Genomic DNA, 16,903 nt, shown 5'->3' with positions numbered 1-16,903 from the left:
TAACGCTTGTATGCTAACGCCTTGCACCGTGCTCTAGAGCGTCACCTGATCTCTCAATCGAGTGACCATTTTACTGCCGATCCCTTTGACTTGTTCCAGCTCGTCAACAGATTTGAAACCCCCGATACTGTCTCTGAAGTCGATAATGGCTTTGGCTTTTTTCGCGCCAATACCTTTCAATGACGATAACTGGCTTTCAGTCGCTGTATTGATATTGATCAGCCTACTTTGTTCGGCGCTAACCGTTTGTGCTGTTACTGTCTTTGGGGTTTCAGCTGCATTGACTGACTGAGTAAAAATACACAAAGACAGTGTCGCCATCATGCCCATTGCCATAAGTTTTTTCATTCGAAGTCTCCTTTTGCGAATGTAATAGGTGTGCGTCAGTCGGACTAATTCCGCTGACTCAATTCAGTGTAGCGAGTTTGCGTGATGCGTCGAGATCAGGTTTTGGCCAGTTTTTGGGGCGCTTAACAACAAAAAAGCCAGTCAGGCTAACCTGACTGGCTTACTTACCGATGCGCTGCTACAGCAGCATCAGAGGCTTTACGACAAGCGATCAAGTACCGCTTGAGTGAATTCGGTTGTACCCGATTCACCGCCTAAATCACGTGTAGTACGATCACCTGATTCAATTACATCTTTCAATGCGCTGCGGATGGCATTGGCTTTGTCGGCCATGTTCAGATATTCAAGCATTTGAATCGCAGCAAGAATAACCGACGTCGGGTTTGCTAAATTTTTGCCCGCGATATCGGGTGCAGAGCCGTGAACTGCCTCAAAAATAGCGCAATCCTCGCCAATATTTGCACCGGGTGCCATGCCTAGCCCACCCACCAGACCCGCACACAAGTCTGATAAAATATCGCCAAATAAATTGGTTGTCACGATAACGTCGAATTGATGAGGGTTCATCACCAATTGCATACAGGTGTTATCCACGATCATTTCGGTCGATTCGATATCCGGATAACGCTCGCCCACTTCTCGTGCAACTTTCAGAAACAGGCCTGACGTTGATTTCAATATATTGGCTTTATGTACTGCAGTAACCTTCTTACGGCCTTCGCGGCGCGCCAGCTCGTACGCAAAAGTGACAATCTTTTCGGCGCCGTCACGTGTAACGATACTCATGGCTTCCGCTTCGTTCCCATCTTCAGACACGGTTTGTCCTACGCCAGAATACATGCCTTGCGTGTTCTCTCTAACAGTAATGATGTCGATGTCTTCGTAGCGTGCTTTAGTACCTTTGAACGACAGTACTGGGCGTAAATTAGCGTACAGTTTGAATTGTTTGCGTAAACTGACATTGATGGATGTGAACCCTTCGCCAACCGGGGTTGTCAGTGGGCCTTTCAGTGCCACTTTATTTTTAGCGATCAAGTCGAGCGTTTCCTGAGGCAACAACTCGCCGTGATTTTCCAGTGCCATCAGACCAGCATCAGCGTAGTCGTAAGCGAAGTCACAGCCTACTTTTTCTAAAATCTTGATTGTTGCATCAATGATATCCGGTCCAATGCCGTCGCCACGAATGACCGTGATACGCTGTTGCGTCATGGTGAATCCTCTTTAATTCGGTATATTTTAACTTAATCAGTTATTTTAGCTGATTGCAGCACGTTGGAACAGTCTCAAAGGGGTAATTTTGTTACCGTTAAGTTGATTTGGACCGCACGCGATTGGCAGCCCTAAAACACGCGGCAGTAGAGGAACTTAGCAGCGTCACAGCGTAATTGATGGAAGTGCGCCCCCGACAACTGATCGATACAGCGGTTGTTCGAAAGCTGCTGTGTGAGATCGGTTAGTTCAACATCCTTACCTTCGAACCAATACCGGCTCAGCGCCAGTGATGCTTTTAGAATGTGCACATCATCATGGTGAGGCTCCGTTGACGCTTCACTGAGTTGTGTGAGACGCTTAATCAGTGCAGGCGGCTGTTGCCATGCCTTCGCTAGCATTACTGCATGGCTGGCGAAAGGAACGGGCGGTTCAGTCGCCAACAGGGTTTCAGCAGACTCAGGAGTGTTCATTGGCAAGCGCCATTGCCATCGGGTTCTAAGGGGCGCATAGGTGAACAAAGCGCTTAACTGAAGGGTTGCCAGTAAGCTGATATTTTGAGGTAAAGGGTGTTTAAGTAGCTGTGCTAGGCTGGCAGCCGTAAAGCGATGTAGTTCACAAAGCTGCTGGAAAGAGCGGGCCAGCGGAAACTGACTTAAGGTGAGCCGATGCCATAGCGCTTGCTCAGTCAGTATGGCGCCAATCCGGTCTAAACCATGCGTTAGAATAGATTGAAGTACATTATCTACCCGCAAGTTTAATCGATTGAGCTGTTCAGCAGACCCGCGTAATATTTCCACAAACAGTGGGTTTGTCTCAACCAGTTTGGCGATGGCCTGTGGTTCAGCATTCGGATGATTTATCGCCTGAACGACTGACAATAACGATGCAGGTGGGGTTTGTATCGGGTAGCGTGCGACTTCTCCTAGCGAAGGTAAATCTGCGTGCTGGCTTTTATCGGCAGAAAAGGCTCGGTACCAGCGCGAGAAACCCAACGTTTTATCGACCAGTTCTAATCTTGCGAATTCGTTAGCGGCAATCTCAACAACACTTTCGTCAGGTAGGGTAACTAACAATAGTTTCCCTCGCCGATGTCCTAAAACAAAACAATAAGACGCCTCATACTTAGCAATGCGACCCACCCAAGTTGGGGCTTCCACGCCGACCATTGCGTTAAACAACGCGGAATGTTGGGGAGCAGACGTGGCTCGATCGGCAAGAATGGATTGATATGAGCGTTTTTTCTCAACGTTTAGCCATGCGACATTCAATAACAACTTAACGAGATGTGATTGAGTTTGCTGACGCGCTAGCGCCGGGGTCTTACGTAAGCGGCACAGGTGCAGGAGCGATTGATAGGCTACCCCCATTTGTGGCGTATTTAATACCGTTAGCCATTGCTTGATCACAGCGTGTGAGGGCGCACGGGGGCTACCATTGTGAAAACTCGTGTCTGTGTAGATAAGAATACCCACCACCATCTGCTGGATCACAGATGCACTGCTGCAAGACGCCTGACCCAGCATGAATGCCGAATCGATAAAACCTAGCCTCGGTGCCAGTGCAACCGACCTCTGGCCATGGTGACGCAGCTGCATGCAAACCAGCGCAGGCTCTTTCAAAAAACTGGCGACCAGTTCATGACAATCTTGCAGTAGGGTGGGTAAGGCAGAAAGAACACAGGGTTGACACACGGCCTTTAGCTGAGCGTCAATGCCCTTTATTGGTGTGACGGTCATCCCTCAAGGAAATTAAGGTAAACGCCATCACCCCACGCAACAAGAATATCGTCTTCGAACAACAGCGGAGTACATTCATTCTGTGTAGTGATGCCATCCGATTTCATGTGCTGAGTTCGATAAAACATGACTTGAAGACTACCTTCTCCCACGGTTTTGGCTTCGGTGATATCAGGCGAACCAAGCAAGGCTAAAATTTCATCTTTAGATACACCCAGTTTTAACTTACCGATCTGCACCTTGTTGTACGCTTCTCTGTCACGCCAATCCATATCTTCTGGTTTGTCAGGGAAAAACGATACGATTGCGTACACAAAGAGGCCGTAAAGCGCAAACCCGCCAACAATCATTTTCAACACTTTGCCGTTCATGTGCGACTAATCTCTCCCACCTAACACCCTTGTAAGCATAAAATCTTTGCCGCCAAATTTAAACGACAAAGTTGTAACATAACGTTATTCCACCGCAATCGTGTAACAAGGTTCGTAGCGGCTTCCTGGTAGCTTCATTCGTTGCTGGGCTACGAAAGAGGCGAGTAGTTCGTCAATCAGCGTCATTAGTTCTGGGTCACCAGACAATTTAAAGCGCCCTTTACGTTTGATTTCGGCAACCGTTTTCGCCTTGATATTACCCGCTACGATCCCCGAAAAGGCCTTACGCAGCGTTGAAGCCAATTGCCCGACAGACTGATTCCGATGCAAAGGTAACTGAGCCATCGCTTCATGGGTTGGCTCAAATCGATGCTGAAATTCAGGCTCGATTTTCAGCGACCAATTAAAACTGAATGAATCGCCCATCGCTAAGCGATACTGCTCAACCTTTTGCTTTGATTCGCATAGCGCCCTCGCAACCGCCACCGGGTCATTAACAATGATTTGATATCGGCTCTGTGCGGCTGGTCCCAACGTTTTGCCCACGAAGGTATCGATGGCTTCAAAGTAACCCTGCGTGCCCTCGGGCCCGGTTAAAATTAATGGGAATGGGTGTTGTGAATTGCGCTCATCCATCAATATACCCAATAGGTAAAGCAACTCTTCTGCGGTACCTACACCACCCGGGAAGATCACAATGCCATGCGCTGCACGTACAAACGCCTCGAGACGCTTTTCTATATCAGGCATGATGATCAGCTCATTCACTATTGCATTAGGCGGTTCTGCGGCGATAATACTGGGTTCAGAGATGCCAATATACCTTCCCTTTTTATAGCGCTGTTTAGCGTGACCAATAGCGGCACCCTTCATGGGGCCCTTCATTGCGCCTGGGCCACACCCAGTGCAGATATTCATTTGGCGTAGACCAAGCTGATAGCCTACTTCCTTCGTGTATTTGTATTCTTCCAATCCAATTGAGTGACCGCCCCAACACACAATCGTATTCAATTCGTCATTACCATCCAGCGCCTTCGCGTGGCGCAGCATATCGAACACCATATCGGTGATACTGATTGTCGTCTCTTGCTCAGTAGTATTGTCGCTGGCGGCGTGCGCTTCGATACCCGAATACTTGACGTGCATGTAGAGTAAATCACGAAGCACTGAAAACAGGTGTTCATGCACACCTCTAATCAGCGTGCCATCCACAAATGCCACTTCCGGTGGATCGATAAGCTCCATTTTGACACCGCGCTCGCGGCGCACCAGTTCAACACGGAACGACTCGTAAGGAGCAAACAAGGCAGCAGCATCATCGAGATCGACGCCGCTGTTCAGTACGGCTAAACAACAGTCTCGAAACACCTTATAGAGCTCGCGGTCAGTGGTACCGGTGAGTAGAGTGACTTCCCCTTGCGAGAGTTGGCTTATCCAGCCAACAGGGTTGAGTCCAATTCGCTTCATTGTGATGAGCCCGCATCACTCTCAATACGGTTTCGTCCGTTGTTTTTAGCAGAGTAGAGATATTTGTCAGCTCGATCAAATACGGTTTCGATACTATCACCTTCCTGAAATTGTGTTACGCCAAAAGAAGCCGTGATGGTAACCGGCTCTTGCTTAAATTTAAACGGGAGACTTTCCAGCTTCGCGCGCAGTGTTTCGAGCGGCTCTAAAAGGCTATCTAATTCGCTGTCGGGAAAAAGCACGACAAACTCTTCCCCACCCCAGCGCGCTAAAAAGTCGGTTTTACGTAAGTGTGTGCGGAGTTGCTTGGCAATCACTTGCAGCGTTTTGTCTCCTGCGGCGTGACCAAATCGATCGTTTATGGATTTGAAGTGGTCAATGTCGATAACGGCCATGCACAGTGGTGTGTTAGATCGTTGCCACCGTGCAAACTCCTGCACCATGCGTTCGTTGTAGGCAATTCGATTCGGGATCCGCGTAAGCGGGTCTGTGTGAGTTTGCAAGCGCTGTTCAAGCAATTTTTTACGATATTGCTGCGTTTTCTTTTCCATGGTGGTTAATTCACGCTGCAGACTTTGCAATAGACTGATCAGCACTTGTTCTTCTTCTTTCTCAACCTCTTCACGTTGACTGATGGTAGATTGCATCCGTTCAAGGTAGGCTTGCGCGTCAGATTTTAATGTGTCGATATCGGTTGACTCATTGACCAAATCGCCCATATCACCCAATTGAGACTGCAATTCTTGAGTGTGGCTGGCTTTGCTTTCAAATTGGGCCTGCGTCGCTTCAATGGTTTGATTGACATCTTGATTGATAGTGATGATCGACTTATGCAAACTTTCAATCACTTTGCCATTCACGCCTGCTTCTCTGACGGCATCTTTGATGATCAACCGGATCAGAACTAAGCAGCATTCCAGCAATTCGTGCTGAGTCAAACCATCCAACAGTTTCTTGCGTACATCGGACAGCAAGGTATCGGACTGGTTTTTTTGATAATAAGGTTCTATCAATTGTTGAAGTTCAGCGCTGATCTTGGCGTGCAGGCGGTCATCAATCGGCTTATCGAGATTGGGCTTCGCCTGTTTGTTTCCACCTTTCTCGGCTTCCTCTTCATCGGTCTTGCCGTTTTCAAGCGCCTGCTGGTAAAGAATAATGACCCGTTCGAACTGAGAAAGCGAAGAAAACACAGAGCCACTTTGCATGCTCAACGACGATAAAAAGCGGGCAGCCTCTCCCTTTAAGTCTTCTGACATGTTGGCGTTGCGCTGCAACTTTTTGACCGCAGACTCAAGGCGATGCAAAGTATCGGTAGATTGTTTTTTAAGACTTTGCGCGTTTTCCATCATCAAGTTATTGAGCTTTTTGATGCTGACGGTGGCGAGCGTGACATTTTGCTTACCGGCAAGGTGCCCTCGCAATACCTGAAGCTCTCTATCGACTTCCGCGCTGGCGCCTTCATAAAACTTGGATAGGCGCGTGATGAACTGGGCGAGTTGTTCATTATGTTGTTTCAATGAGTCAATTTGTTTTTGATCCAATGTAAGATGCTCTCAATGATTCGACAGTTCGGTTACCTCAAGGATTGCGCGAAACCTGTCATTGGTCAATGTTTTCGGCAACTATTGTCTTGCCAAGCGTAAATTGGCGTAGGGCATTTCGAAATTAGACCGAAATGGATTGATGTCTAACCCTCCTCGACGAGTGTACCGTGCATAAACGGTTAGTGCCGTTGGTCGACAGTATTGCAGTAAATCACAAAAAATCCGCTCCACACACTGCTCATGAAATTCATTGTGGCTACGAAACGAGACAAGATACTTCAATAAACCCTCACGTGAAATTTGGGCACCTCGATAGCGAATGATCACGCTGCCCCAGTCGGGCTGATGCGTGATCAAGCAATTGGACTTAAGCAAGTGACTGATTAAGGTCTCACTAACCTCATTCGACGAAGTGCTTAGAGTACTTGGCGAATACTCATAGTGGTCGATACTCACGTCTAAATCGTCAATACAGTCACCGGTGATGTCATTAATGGCAGCCTGATTAAATTGATCAGGGAGCAACAGGGTGACCTCAACCGGTACGCCTGCACAGGCCGATAGATCTCGTGTCAGCGACTGCTTTACAACATCTACATGGTCAAAAACACTTTGATTGAAGCTGTTCAGATACAATTTAAACGATTTACTTTCGATCAGGTTAGGTGAGTTTGCGGGAACGGCACACCGTAAAATGGCGATCTGTGGTTTGCCTTTTGCGTTGAGCCACGACAACTCATAACCATTCCATAAATCAACGCCCTTAAAGGGAAGTTGGGTGGCGGACAGGCCAATTTTCTCGCGATTGATGCTGCGCGGTACCGGTTGCAGTAGTTCAGGTGTGTAGTGTTCAATATAGTCGACTGATTTCCCTAACGTCAGTGATTGCATCGCAGCGGGAGTTTGTGCTTTGTTCGCGTCTGTCATAAGCTTGCGCGTCATTGCCTTGAATTAAAAAACAATTCATTATTTTAGCGCGGAAGCTCATTGAATGTCAGAAAAATTAAACTGTGCACTGGACGGTTTCATCCACGGTTACATCGACAAAGCCGAGGCCGGTTTAGTCATCGCGTATGATGAGGATTTTCCTTCTCGATGTATTGTGGCGGCAGCCACAGATGGCGAGAACGTGCTATGGCAGCCCGTGTTGCAGACAGAAAATAATCATTTCGACAATGTGCAATCCGCGCTGGATTTAACCCTGAATACTGAATACACGGCTTTTTTCACCCGCTATTGGAGTGATCATTTGCACGCCAGTGCCCCTGATGGCGAACTCACATTACTGCAAGTCTGGAATCAGGATGATTTTGAACGGCTACAACAAAATCTGATTGGTCATGTGTTAATGAAGCGACGTTTAAAGCAACCAGAAACGCTCTTTTTCGCACTGACCGATCAAGAAGACATTATTATCAGCGTTGAAAATACAACGGGTAATGTCGTGGTTGAGCAAGTGGGAAAGCGCCCGCACAGAACGCTCGCGCCCTCTTTAGCTGAGTTTCTTGGATCATTGGTACCTAATCCTTCTGCTGCAGCATAGACGCGAGTTGTTGTTCTAAGGCAATCAAGCGGCTATTCAGCGCTGCATTTGCCTGCTCGAGTGTATGGCATCGTTGTTCCAGTGTCGCTATGCGCGAGTCCGATAACGTGGGTGTATCACTTTGAGTTTGTTTACTCTCAGCCGGCTGTATATCACTATCGTCTGCGACATTATCCAGTAGAGCCATCGATGCTTTTTTCCAGGCGCGAAGTGCTGAGATGGCCTGTGGTACCGACAAAGCGCCGTTCGATTGTGCTCTGAGTAGCGCAACGTTTGGGGTTAAACCTTTCCGCGCAATTTCCTGACACCAGACAAAGCTTTGTGTATGCATGTTAAAAAACCTAAATAAACGTCAATTTGCTTAACTAAATTTGGTTCTTTTCGCCAGTTGGATAAAAAAACCAGAAAAAACAATATGATAAAAGTTGGCAGAAAACTTGTTTATCAATTGCGACCTGCCAGTGCTCACTCAACGTTAAACACCGCACTGTGCAGTATATCGAGAATCAACAAAAATAAGGAATGAAGTCATGCTTACGCGTAAATTTTTGAAAACGACGGCCATCGCCTGTGGATTATGTGCGCCGCTGTTATTGTCTGGTTGCGTCGTGTCAGTGGGTGGAGATGGCGACGGATACTATCAACATGACTGGGAAAAGCGAGAAGCCAATAACCGTCAGCATGTCAGTCGCTTGGAACAGGGAATGATGCTTGAAAAAGTGACGCAGCGTATGGGGTTAGCTGACTTTGACGAGGCTTATCAACAAGACGGCGCAAACTATCGGATATTGTATTACCGGACACAACGCATCACAGATGACGGCGTCACCACCAAAGATGAATGTACGCCGTTAATTTTTGAAAATGGCCGGTTAATCGGTTGGGGGGATGCTGCGCTGAGCAGTTATCGTTAATCCAGATCAAATCTCTGTGCTGTGTGGATGGGATTTTACTTTACAAACGGTTAACAAAAAGTCAGTGTTAATACCTACTGTTTGTAAGGAGTTTTTGCCATGGCGCAGCATGTTATTGACCTATCTTTGGATAGCGTTCGGGCGGTGTATTTAACTGCTGAGGATCTCAAGGTCGCTGCATCAATTTTATATAATGCCTACTTTGATGATCCACTCTTCGTTGACATTTTTGACAGCGAACGTGAGGGTTATGAAAGTCGGCTGCGCTCGGCTATCCGGGAAGAGCTACACGCGTTCTGGACAGCCAGGCAGCCTATGGTCGGTTTGTACGACGAGAAGAGGCTGTTGGCTGTGGCGTGCTTGATTGCACCAGACGCAGCGTTTGGCGCTGGGCGATACTGGCATTGGCGCTTAAAAATGTTGTTGACCGCAGGGTTCCTAGGCACTAAACACATGATTGAAAAAGAAGAGCGGGTTAGAGAGTGCATGCCTGCGAGCAACTATCACATGCTGTCTTTCATCGGTGTTCACCCTGATTATCAGGATAAAGGCTTAGGGCACATTTTGATGAATGCCATTGACAGTGTCATGTCTGAGGACGAGCGTAGTGAGGGGGTTGGGGTGTATGTTACTTTGCCGAAATGTCTCTCTTTCTTTCGTGGCGGGCATTACGATCATGTCTGTGAACTTGAGTTTAGCCATATCACTGGATACGTTATGTTCAGGCCTCGCCCAAATAACGTTCGCTCGGTGTAAGAGATCGCCTACAAACGCGTAGGCAATCAATAGAAAATGCAATTGAACATAAACGTAGAATAATATTTAAGTGTCTGATTTTAAATAGTTACTTGGCTTCACCTCTCTCAACTGGTCGATTTCTGACAATCTTTTTATTAAATGCATAGCGCACTGTTTTCGGATCGGCGTATTCTACTCACGTCACAAGGAAACACGACACGTCAGGAAGACACTTGGACAGCTTAGGACATCTCAACGGAGTGAGATAATTGAAGCGGAGCTTCAATCACATGGATAAGCAATGGAAAGCACATGGATGAAACTCAGGAACGTCTCTGGATGAGGCTATTCGCGGCATGGATGGGCGATGTTAAACGGAAAAAAGGAAGGGACCTACTTAGGATGAGTGGCTCGCTTAGGAAGAGCGAGAAAAGATGGAAAGGGGCGTAAAGGATTCAAATCGGGATGATTGTAGTTGCAAAGGATCGCAGAGAAGGAAGCTCGAAATTCGACCAAAAAGCGAAGCCATGTGCTTCGCTTTTTCTATTTTCGACAATCGAGTTGGTGGCTTTTTACAAGCGGGTTATCAGTTCTGATCCCTCGAAGCCTAAGGGCTTCAATTGATTGGGTAGGCTGGAACGTCGATAGCGGTAACCGTTTTACTATGCATCTCAAACGTACCGCTGTTTAACGCTTCTCGATTTGCGGAGAATTCAAAGCGAAAACGGCAATACCACGCGGGTTTGCCTTTGAATAGTCTTATCCGCGTTGATTCTCGCGCAACAGAAATCAACTGCAATGCATGCTTTTTACAGTAATGCGCCGCGAATCGGTTGGCCAGTTCATTCATTTCACGGATGTGCCAAAACTGCCAAGCGGTTGCCACTAATAGCAGTAACAATATAACGTTAGTGAGTTCCATTTATTCTCCGCGCTGGTTAAACAGCGCGCCTATCGCTTGACTTAGCATGTCACTTCTGTCGGCGCTTCGTACGGCATTGAGTGCAGCGTGTCGAGTCGCCGGGATTTGCACAATGTCAGCAAACAAGCCGCAAAAAAACGGATATTGGATCCTGTCCTCATCAACATATGCTGCGGCTTCTAAAAAACGTGTCATGACGTCATCAGACTTCAGTGCCTGCCAGTGTCGACCTGCAATAACAAGCAACGGGTCGGGGTGAGAACCGAAGGTATCCAGCGCGGCTAACACCGTATTTTTTCTTAAATCGTCATCTGGCACCATGGCCATCGCTCGTAAAAACTGAAGTGCCGATGGTTTTTTTTGTGCGAGAGATTGATGATATTGCGCGTCAAGAACCTGCGCGACCTTTTCACAAGGAACTCGGTTTTCCAGTGCGCTCATTAGAGGTACCTGTACTTCGGGTGGAAACCTTTCTTCGATGCACTCTGAAAATTGTAACAAATCGCTCTCAGTGCTGAAATGTACAGCATCGGAGATACCCTGAACGCTTATATTGCGCCAATCCTGTGCAGCAGGTGCCAGCAGATAATCGTGAGCCGCCACATGATCCGCTGACGGGGGTAATTGCAATGTTTTTCTGGATAGCGCATTAAAGTCGGCCAGTTGCTGCTGTGCTGGCGTGAAAATATAGGGGTTATCAGGCTGCTGCGCTTCGTTAAGATCAATGCTATCGGTTGCGGGCGCAGAAGTCTGTTTATTCTTGCTTATTGCAGAGACGATGATTTCTAAAAATTGCTGACGCGCAGCGTCCAGTACGCAACCTCTCTCATCCAGCGGCAGCTTTAGAAACCAAATGTAGCGATGCTCAGAAAGCGGTTTATTCCAATACACAATGCCAAACCAAGCATGGCGCTGGCGTGGGTAGGGGGCGGGCAGTTCACCTTGCTCTATAGCGAGAAACGTCTGTGGTTCGAGAGAGCGAATACAGCGTCCCATATCAAATATGGCATACTGTGTGCCAGCGTGGATCAGAAACTCACTGATTGATCCTATGTGCTGCGACAATGGCTTTCCCCCTTCATGTAAAAAGCGTGATTATACCCGGATATGACAATGTTTTGCACAGGTCGCTACGCGAAATTTGAAAGACAGCATATCTCGCCATGGGTCGCTTATGTATGGGATACTTTGTTCACGTCTTCACCTAGCAAAAAGCTACCTGTGTTCATAGAGCCGCTAACCGTTCTTTATCGAGATGATGATATTGTCGTCATTGACAAACCGCCCGGGTTGCTGGTGCATCGTAGCCTGATCGCGAAACGGGAAACGCACTTCGCTGTACAGATGCTACGTGATCAACTTGGGTGTTTCGTTTACCCTGTTCATCGGCTAGACCGGCCTACCTCAGGCGTACTCGTGTTCGCTTTGTCCTCTGCGATGGCGGCAACATTAACTGAGTCTTTCACTCAGCGGCAGATTCGCAAACACTATCGCGCCATCGTCAGAGGGCATGTGACTGCATCAGCGAAGATTGATTATCCGCTGCGAGAAATTCTAGACAAGAAGTCGGATAAGCGCGCATTTAAAGATAAGCCTGCGCAGTCAGCTCAAACACAGCTAACCTGCGTTCAGCGTTTTCAGGTTCCTCTGCCTGTGGGTCGTTATCATGAGGCGCGCTTTTCCTACGTGGCGCTGTCGCCCCATACGGGGCGTAAACATCAATTGCGGCGTCACATGGCGCATGTTCGCCACCCGATTATTGGTGACACAACACACGGTGATGGTAAGCAAAATGCGTTCGTACGACATCATTTCAACGGTTACAATCTGGCGCTCAGTTGCACAGAAATGCACTTTCCACACCCCCGCACGGGCAAGCTACTGCGCATTGCAACGCAACCCCATACGGAAATGGCTCGCCTGTTGGCAAGTTGGACGCCTTTTCGCGTCGCCGGAAGTGAGAGCCTGAATATTGAGAGAGCGTATTGATGCTTTAGCGGGTCACTGATGTATACTCTGGCGCGTAAAATCGCTCACACTGATTAAAGAAATAAAGGTACTGATTGTTATGAAAAAACTTTCCATTTTTGCAGGTTCGGTTTACGGCAATGCGCAGCACGTCGCCGAAGAGGTTCAACAGGCTTTAAGTGATGACGGCATCGATTCCAGTGTGCATAGCGATCCCAGTGTTGATGACTTTAAAGAAGCTGAAGCAGTACTGGTGATTACGTCAACGACTGGCCAAGGCGATGTGCCACCTAATTTAGAGTTTTTCTATGCTGAGCTGCGCGATCAGTTCCCCTTAATGAACGGCAAACCTTATGCAGTCGCCGCGTTGGGAGACAGCAGCTATGGCGATACTTACTGTGGTGGTGGCAAGCAGTTTGCTGAGTTACTGGCGGAGCTACAGGGGCAACCTGTTGCTGACATGCTTGAGATCGACGCCATTGAAACGCTAGAACCTGAGACAGACGTTGTAGCCTGGGTTAAAGGGATAAAAACGAAATTGCTGGCGTAGGTGTGTCGATTATTGAGTCATGGAGCAAGTCACAGCGGCTCTGACCGACTGTGACTTATTTTTTGCATTAGCAGAGGTTACTCAGCAGCGCGAAGCAGTGCATTAATGCCCACTTTTGCGCGTGTTTTTGCATCGACTTTTTTCACAATCACGGCGGCATACAAACTGTAGCTACCCTCTTTACTGGGCAAGCTTCCCGAAACCACAACTGAGCCTGCAGGCACACGACCATAATGGATTTCTCCCGTTTCTCGGTCGTAAATTCGCGTGCTCTGGCCGATGTAAACGCCCATCGAAATAACCGCCCCTTCTTCTACAATAACGCCTTCAACAATTTCAGAGCGTGCGCCGATAAAACAGTTGTCTTCGATAATGGTAGGGTTTGCTTGCAGCGGTTCAAGTACACCACCAATACCAACGCCGCCGGACAGGTGCACATTCTTGCCAATTTGTGCACACGAGCCAACCGTTGCCCATGTGTCAACCATGCTGCCTTCATCAACAAAAGCGCCTATGTTCACGTAGGAAGGCATGAGTACGACGTTTTTACCCACGAAACTGCCAGTGCGCACCGTCGCTGGCGGCACAACACGAGTGCCGTCGCGCTGGAAATCTTCGGCGCTGTAGTTGGCGTATTTAAGCGGGACCTTATCAAAGTATTGACCAACACCATCCTGCATGGGCGCATTATCGTGCAGACGAAAATACAAAAGCACGGCTTTTTTTAACCATTGATGCACAACCCATTCACCGGCAATCTTCTCTGCCACACGTGCCTCTCCGGAATTCAGCAGTGAAATCGCGTGTTGAACGGCATTTTTGACATCACTGTGGCCAGAATTCGGCGTGATCGAATCGCGTGCTTCAAAGGCGGCTTCGATGGTTTTTTGCAACTCATGCATCATGGTTCATGTCTTCCAGTTGGTCTAGTTTAGAGAGTATGGTCTTGCGCAATTCAACTTGCTGATCGGGGCTCAACGCAACCCCGTCGGCGTTACTGATGATGAAAATATCTTCGGCACGTTCACCGATGGTCGCGATTTTGGCGAGTTTCAGTGTGACATTGCAATCTACAAAGGCATGCCCGATTTTCGCGAGTATGCCGGGCGCATCAAGTGCTTCGAGCTCAACCAATGTGACATCGTCTTGTCGATTGTAAAAGCGTATTTTCGTGGGTACGGTCAACTGCTTGAGTTGCCGTGAAATCTTTCGCTGATTGGTGTGCGAACGCCCGGGCGAAGCCAATTGCGATTCGATGGCCTCTTCAATACCGCTGAGGCGCTGACCTGAGCTTATGCGGCTACCATCGTTTTCCAAAATAATAATGCTGTCGCATACGTATCCGTCGTCGGTGATCGTAATGGTGGCGTCGTGGATAGACAGGTTGCGACTATCAAGAACCGAAGCAACCTGGGCGAACAGAGCGGGTCTGTCAACGCCGTATATAAACAGTTCCGTGCCGGCTCTGGTCGTTGTGTCGCTGGCTCTGATCAAAAGTGCGGTGGGCGATTCCATTTTAAAGTGCAGTACTTCTTCAGTATGCCACGCGATCTGTGCAGGTTTGTAACGCGCGAAATAGTCATGGTCAAGCCGAGCCCACAGGCTATCAATGGCAATATCTGACAGCGCTTTATCGGCAAGAATATTACGCGCAGCCAATTTGTTTTCGTTCACGCGCTCAAAGATAGTCAATTGACACTGCAAGCCATTGTCGAGCGCTTTCTCGGTAAGAACATACAACTCGCGCAGGAGCGACGATTTCCAGTCGTTCCATAAATTGTCATTGGTTGCCCGAATGTCTGCCAATGTGAGTGCATAGAGCAAATTTAAATGTGTTTGGCTTTTCACCTTGCTGGCAAAATCATTGACGACATCAGGGTCGTATATGTCGCGGCGTTGCGCGACAACCGACATCAGCAGGTGGTTGTTTACCAGCCACGCAATCAGTTCAGTGTCGGCCTTTGGAAGCCGATGGGCAGTACCAAATGCCTCAACATCTTTTGCGCCGAGCACCGAATGGTCGCCATCGCGACCTTTACCAATGTCATGGAAAATGGCGGCGAGGTACAGCAATTCAGGTTTATCTAAATTGGTTGCAATTCTTCCGCACCGAGGGAAAGCACGATTCTCAGGTTGAAAATAATCATTCACGTACTTAACTAACCGATGCGTATGTTCATCAACGGTGTAGGCGTGAAATAGATCGAACTGCATCATGCCCACTATGTGGTTCCACTCGGGCAAGTAGGCCTGCAAAATGCCATACTTGTGCATAATATCCCAGCCAAAGTCGAAGAAGTGCGGGTGGCGCATCAACTGCATAAATCGCTCACGGCACTGGGGAATATCCACCCAATATTGCGCTTGAAATTCACGCCGGGCGTTGCGCAATTGGCGAATGCAGTCGGTATCCAACCCTTTCACTTCAGCGTGATCAGCCACCAGTAACAGGAAATCAAACACGGCGACAGGCGAATCAAATGCGGCATCATGCGAAGGGGAAATAAGTCCGTCGTGCAGGTCAAAATGCGGGCTGAGCGACACGTTGCCATAATCCTGTTTGCCTAGAATGTCATGGCTAAAGCGCTGCATCAGCATGTCGTTCAGCTCACTAACACGCCTGACCGTGCGGAAAAATGCCTTCATCATACTTTCAACCGAGGCTTTGCCTTGATCACCATAGCCTAGTCGTTGTGCGACGTCGGTTTGGTAATCAAACAGCAGTCGGTTTTCGCTACGACCTGCAGCAAGGTGCAGGGCAAAACGCATGCGCCACAGGTGCGAACGGCATTCAATCAATTCGGCATGTTCGTCTTTAGTAAAGTAACCATGCCCGACCAGACTCCAACCGTCATATTCTTTAAAGTGTTTCTTGGCTACCCAGCCAATGGTTTGAATGTCACGCAAGCAACCCGGATTTTCTTTAACATTAGGTTCCAGATTATAGGCGGTGCCATGAAACTTTCTGTGTCGGGTACGTTGTTCATCCAGTTTGGCGAGAAAGAAGCGATCACTCGACCAGACGTTCTTTTTGGAAACTTGCTGGATCAACGAGGTGAAAACGGGTTTTGCCCCAGCTAAACAGCGGGCTTCGACTAAATTGGTTGCCACGCTAAGATCATCTTTAGCCAATGCGATGGATTCTTTAATGGTGCGAACGGCCTGACCAACATCGAGTTTGATGTCCCACAACAGCGTAATAAATTGACCGATGCTGTCCTTCACATCGGGCTTTAACGGGTTTTTGGACAGGATAAGTAAGTCGATATCTGAGTAAGGCTGGAGCTGTGCTCGTCCATAGCCACCCACCGCAGCAAGACAAAGGTCAGGAACCTTATCTAGCTCATACAATTCCCATAAGTGCCGCAACAGGCTGTCGATAAATACCGCTCTCCCCGATACCAGTTCATCCACGAGTAGCTTATCAAATGCACCGTCAAGCCAACGGTAGCTGTCTGCGACACATTGCTTGAAGGCTTTTATATCGTTAACGTCGTGTAGCGCTAACACCCGCTCAATCAGCGCTTCCAATGTGAGTTGTTCTGCTTCTACTACCACTGTCATCGCTTACCCACGCTGTTGGTTAATGT

General features: G+C 48.1%; 17 protein-coding genes. 5 read left to right on the top strand and 12 right to left on the bottom strand.

Annotated elements, in window-relative coordinates; genetic code table 11:
* Positions 1-33 precede the first annotated feature (33 nt).
* From KIU71_RS01285 to queF, 7 genes are all read right to left on the bottom strand, one after another.
* Positions 34-348, bottom strand: coding sequence for a ComEA family DNA-binding protein (locus KIU71_RS01285; RefSeq protein WP_214129321.1), 315 nt, complete (start codon positions 346-348; stop codon positions 34-36).
* Positions 349-546: 198 nt separating this feature from the next.
* Positions 547-1,557 (bottom strand): isocitrate dehydrogenase, encoded by a 1,011-nt coding sequence (locus KIU71_RS01280; protein WP_214129319.1) that lies wholly within the window; start codon positions 1,555-1,557, stop codon positions 547-549.
* Between the two features lie 131 nt (positions 1,558-1,688).
* Positions 1,689-3,296 (bottom strand): hypothetical protein, encoded by a 1,608-nt coding sequence (locus KIU71_RS01275; protein ID WP_214129318.1) that lies wholly within the window; start codon positions 3,294-3,296, stop codon positions 1,689-1,691.
* Positions 3,293-3,667, bottom strand: coding sequence for a DUF3192 domain-containing protein (locus KIU71_RS01270; RefSeq protein WP_214129316.1), 375 nt, complete (start codon positions 3,665-3,667; stop codon positions 3,293-3,295). Before KIU71_RS01270 ends, KIU71_RS01275 begins: the two co-directional genes overlap by 4 nt.
* A gap of 84 nt (positions 3,668-3,751) precedes the next feature.
* Positions 3,752-5,134: a nucleotide 5'-monophosphate nucleosidase PpnN gene (ppnN, locus tag KIU71_RS01265; RefSeq protein WP_214129315.1), complete on the bottom strand. Its 1,383-nt coding sequence runs from the start codon at positions 5,132-5,134 to the stop codon at positions 3,752-3,754.
* The gene (locus KIU71_RS01260; RefSeq protein WP_214129313.1) at positions 5,131-6,675 is read right to left on the bottom strand and encodes a GGDEF domain-containing protein; all 1,545 of its coding nucleotides are present in this window, start codon (positions 6,673-6,675) and stop codon (positions 5,131-5,133) included. The genes ppnN and KIU71_RS01260 overlap by 4 nt, the downstream gene beginning before the upstream one ends.
* Positions 6,676-6,756: 81 nt before the next feature.
* Positions 6,757-7,605 (bottom strand): NADPH-dependent 7-cyano-7-deazaguanine reductase QueF, encoded by an 849-nt coding sequence (gene queF, locus KIU71_RS01255; RefSeq protein WP_250207176.1) that lies wholly within the window; start codon positions 7,603-7,605, stop codon positions 6,757-6,759.
* A 64-nt stretch (positions 7,606-7,669) separates the two neighbouring features.
* Here queF and syd point away from each other — a divergent pair, with 64 nt between their 5' ends.
* Positions 7,670-8,221: a SecY-interacting protein gene (gene syd / locus KIU71_RS01250; RefSeq protein ID WP_214129311.1), complete on the top strand. Its 552-nt coding sequence runs from the start codon at positions 7,670-7,672 to the stop codon at positions 8,219-8,221.
* On the opposite strand, the gene KIU71_RS01245 is transcribed toward syd, so the two are convergent.
* On the bottom strand, positions 8,199-8,552 hold the full coding sequence (locus KIU71_RS01245; RefSeq protein ID WP_214129310.1) for a hypothetical protein: 354 nt from the start codon (positions 8,550-8,552) through the stop codon (positions 8,199-8,201). The genes syd and KIU71_RS01245 overlap by 23 nt on opposite strands.
* Positions 8,553-8,769: 217 nt before the next feature.
* Here KIU71_RS01245 and KIU71_RS01240 point away from each other — a divergent pair, with 217 nt between their 5' ends.
* Together KIU71_RS01240 and KIU71_RS01235 are read left to right on the top strand one after the other, a co-directional pair.
* On the top strand, positions 8,770-9,135 hold the full coding sequence (locus KIU71_RS01240; protein WP_390881766.1) for a DUF3192 domain-containing protein: 366 nt from the start codon (positions 8,770-8,772) through the stop codon (positions 9,133-9,135).
* Positions 9,136-9,234: 99 nt separating this feature from the next.
* The gene (locus KIU71_RS01235) at positions 9,235-9,891 is read left to right on the top strand and encodes a GNAT family N-acetyltransferase (RefSeq protein ID WP_214129306.1); all 657 of its coding nucleotides are present in this window, start codon (positions 9,235-9,237) and stop codon (positions 9,889-9,891) included.
* Positions 9,892-10,489: 598 nt separating this feature from the next.
* Here the strand turns inward: KIU71_RS01235 and KIU71_RS01230 are convergent.
* On the bottom strand, positions 10,490-10,795 hold the full coding sequence (locus KIU71_RS01230) for a DUF3301 domain-containing protein (RefSeq protein ID WP_214129304.1): 306 nt from the start codon (positions 10,793-10,795) through the stop codon (positions 10,490-10,492).
* The gene (locus KIU71_RS01225; protein ID WP_214129303.1) at positions 10,796-11,860 is read right to left on the bottom strand and encodes a DUF3549 family protein; all 1,065 of its coding nucleotides are present in this window, start codon (positions 11,858-11,860) and stop codon (positions 10,796-10,798) included.
* 48 nt (positions 11,861-11,908) lie between these two features.
* Between KIU71_RS01225 and KIU71_RS01220 the strand changes: the two genes are divergently transcribed.
* Positions 11,909-12,784 carry a pseudouridine synthase gene (locus tag KIU71_RS01220; RefSeq protein ID WP_214129302.1) on the top strand — a complete coding sequence of 292 codons (876 nt, stop codon included), beginning with the start codon at positions 11,909-11,911 and terminating at the stop codon, positions 12,782-12,784.
* 79 nt (positions 12,785-12,863) lie between these two features.
* Positions 12,864-13,313, top strand: coding sequence for a flavodoxin (locus KIU71_RS01215; protein ID WP_214129301.1), 450 nt, complete (start codon positions 12,864-12,866; stop codon positions 13,311-13,313).
* Positions 13,314-13,390: 77 nt separating this feature from the next.
* On the opposite strand, the gene dapD is transcribed toward KIU71_RS01215, so the two are convergent.
* Positions 13,391-14,215: a 2,3,4,5-tetrahydropyridine-2,6-dicarboxylate N-succinyltransferase gene (dapD, locus tag KIU71_RS01210; protein WP_214129705.1), complete on the bottom strand. Its 825-nt coding sequence runs from the start codon at positions 14,213-14,215 to the stop codon at positions 13,391-13,393.
* Positions 14,208-16,877, bottom strand: coding sequence for a [protein-PII] uridylyltransferase (gene glnD, locus KIU71_RS01205; protein WP_214129300.1), 2,670 nt, complete (start codon positions 16,875-16,877; stop codon positions 14,208-14,210). The genes dapD and glnD overlap by 8 nt, the downstream gene beginning before the upstream one ends.
* Between the last annotated feature and the right edge of the window lie 26 nt (positions 16,878-16,903).

It is taken from the genome of Alteromonas oceanisediminis (genome assembly GCF_018474025.1).
GTDB lineage: Bacteria > Pseudomonadota > Gammaproteobacteria > Enterobacterales > Alteromonadaceae > Alteromonas_E > Alteromonas_E oceanisediminis.
The sequence above is the reverse complement of the archived record's forward strand: the minus strand, read 5'-3'. Positions and strand labels throughout refer to the sequence as shown.

Bases quoted from the DNA above. Each gene is read 5' to 3' on its own strand.
- KIU71_RS01285 (WP_214129321.1), bottom strand. From the start codon at position 348: ATGAAAAAACTTATGGCAATGGGCATGATGGCGACACTGTCTTTGTGT.
- KIU71_RS01280 (WP_214129319.1), bottom strand. From the start codon at position 1,557: ATGACGCAACAGCGTATCACGGTCATTCGTGGCGACGGCATTGGACCG.
- KIU71_RS01275 (WP_214129318.1), bottom strand. From the start codon at position 3,296: ATGACCGTCACACCAATAAAGGGCATTGACGCTCAGCTAAAGGCCGTG.
- KIU71_RS01270 (WP_214129316.1), bottom strand. From the start codon at position 3,667: ATGAACGGCAAAGTGTTGAAAATGATTGTTGGCGGGTTTGCGCTTTAC.
- ppnN (WP_214129315.1), bottom strand. From the start codon at position 5,134: ATGAAGCGAATTGGACTCAACCCTGTTGGCTGGATAAGCCAACTCTCG.
- queF (WP_250207176.1), bottom strand. From the start codon at position 7,605: ATGACAGACGCGAACAAAGCACAAACTCCCGCTGCGATGCAATCACTG.
- syd (WP_214129311.1), top strand. From the start codon at position 7,670: ATGTCAGAAAAATTAAACTGTGCACTGGACGGTTTCATCCACGGTTAC.
- KIU71_RS01245 (WP_214129310.1), bottom strand. From the start codon at position 8,552: ATGCATACACAAAGCTTTGTCTGGTGTCAGGAAATTGCGCGGAAAGGT.
- KIU71_RS01235 (WP_214129306.1), top strand. From the start codon at position 9,235: ATGGCGCAGCATGTTATTGACCTATCTTTGGATAGCGTTCGGGCGGTG.
- KIU71_RS01230 (WP_214129304.1), bottom strand. From the start codon at position 10,795: ATGGAACTCACTAACGTTATATTGTTACTGCTATTAGTGGCAACCGCT.
- KIU71_RS01220 (WP_214129302.1), top strand. From the start codon at position 11,909: ATGTTTTGCACAGGTCGCTACGCGAAATTTGAAAGACAGCATATCTCG.
- KIU71_RS01215 (WP_214129301.1), top strand. From the start codon at position 12,864: ATGAAAAAACTTTCCATTTTTGCAGGTTCGGTTTACGGCAATGCGCAG.
- dapD (WP_214129705.1), bottom strand. From the start codon at position 14,215: ATGCATGAGTTGCAAAAAACCATCGAAGCCGCCTTTGAAGCACGCGAT.
- glnD (WP_214129300.1), bottom strand. From the start codon at position 16,877: ATGACAGTGGTAGTAGAAGCAGAACAACTCACATTGGAAGCGCTGATT.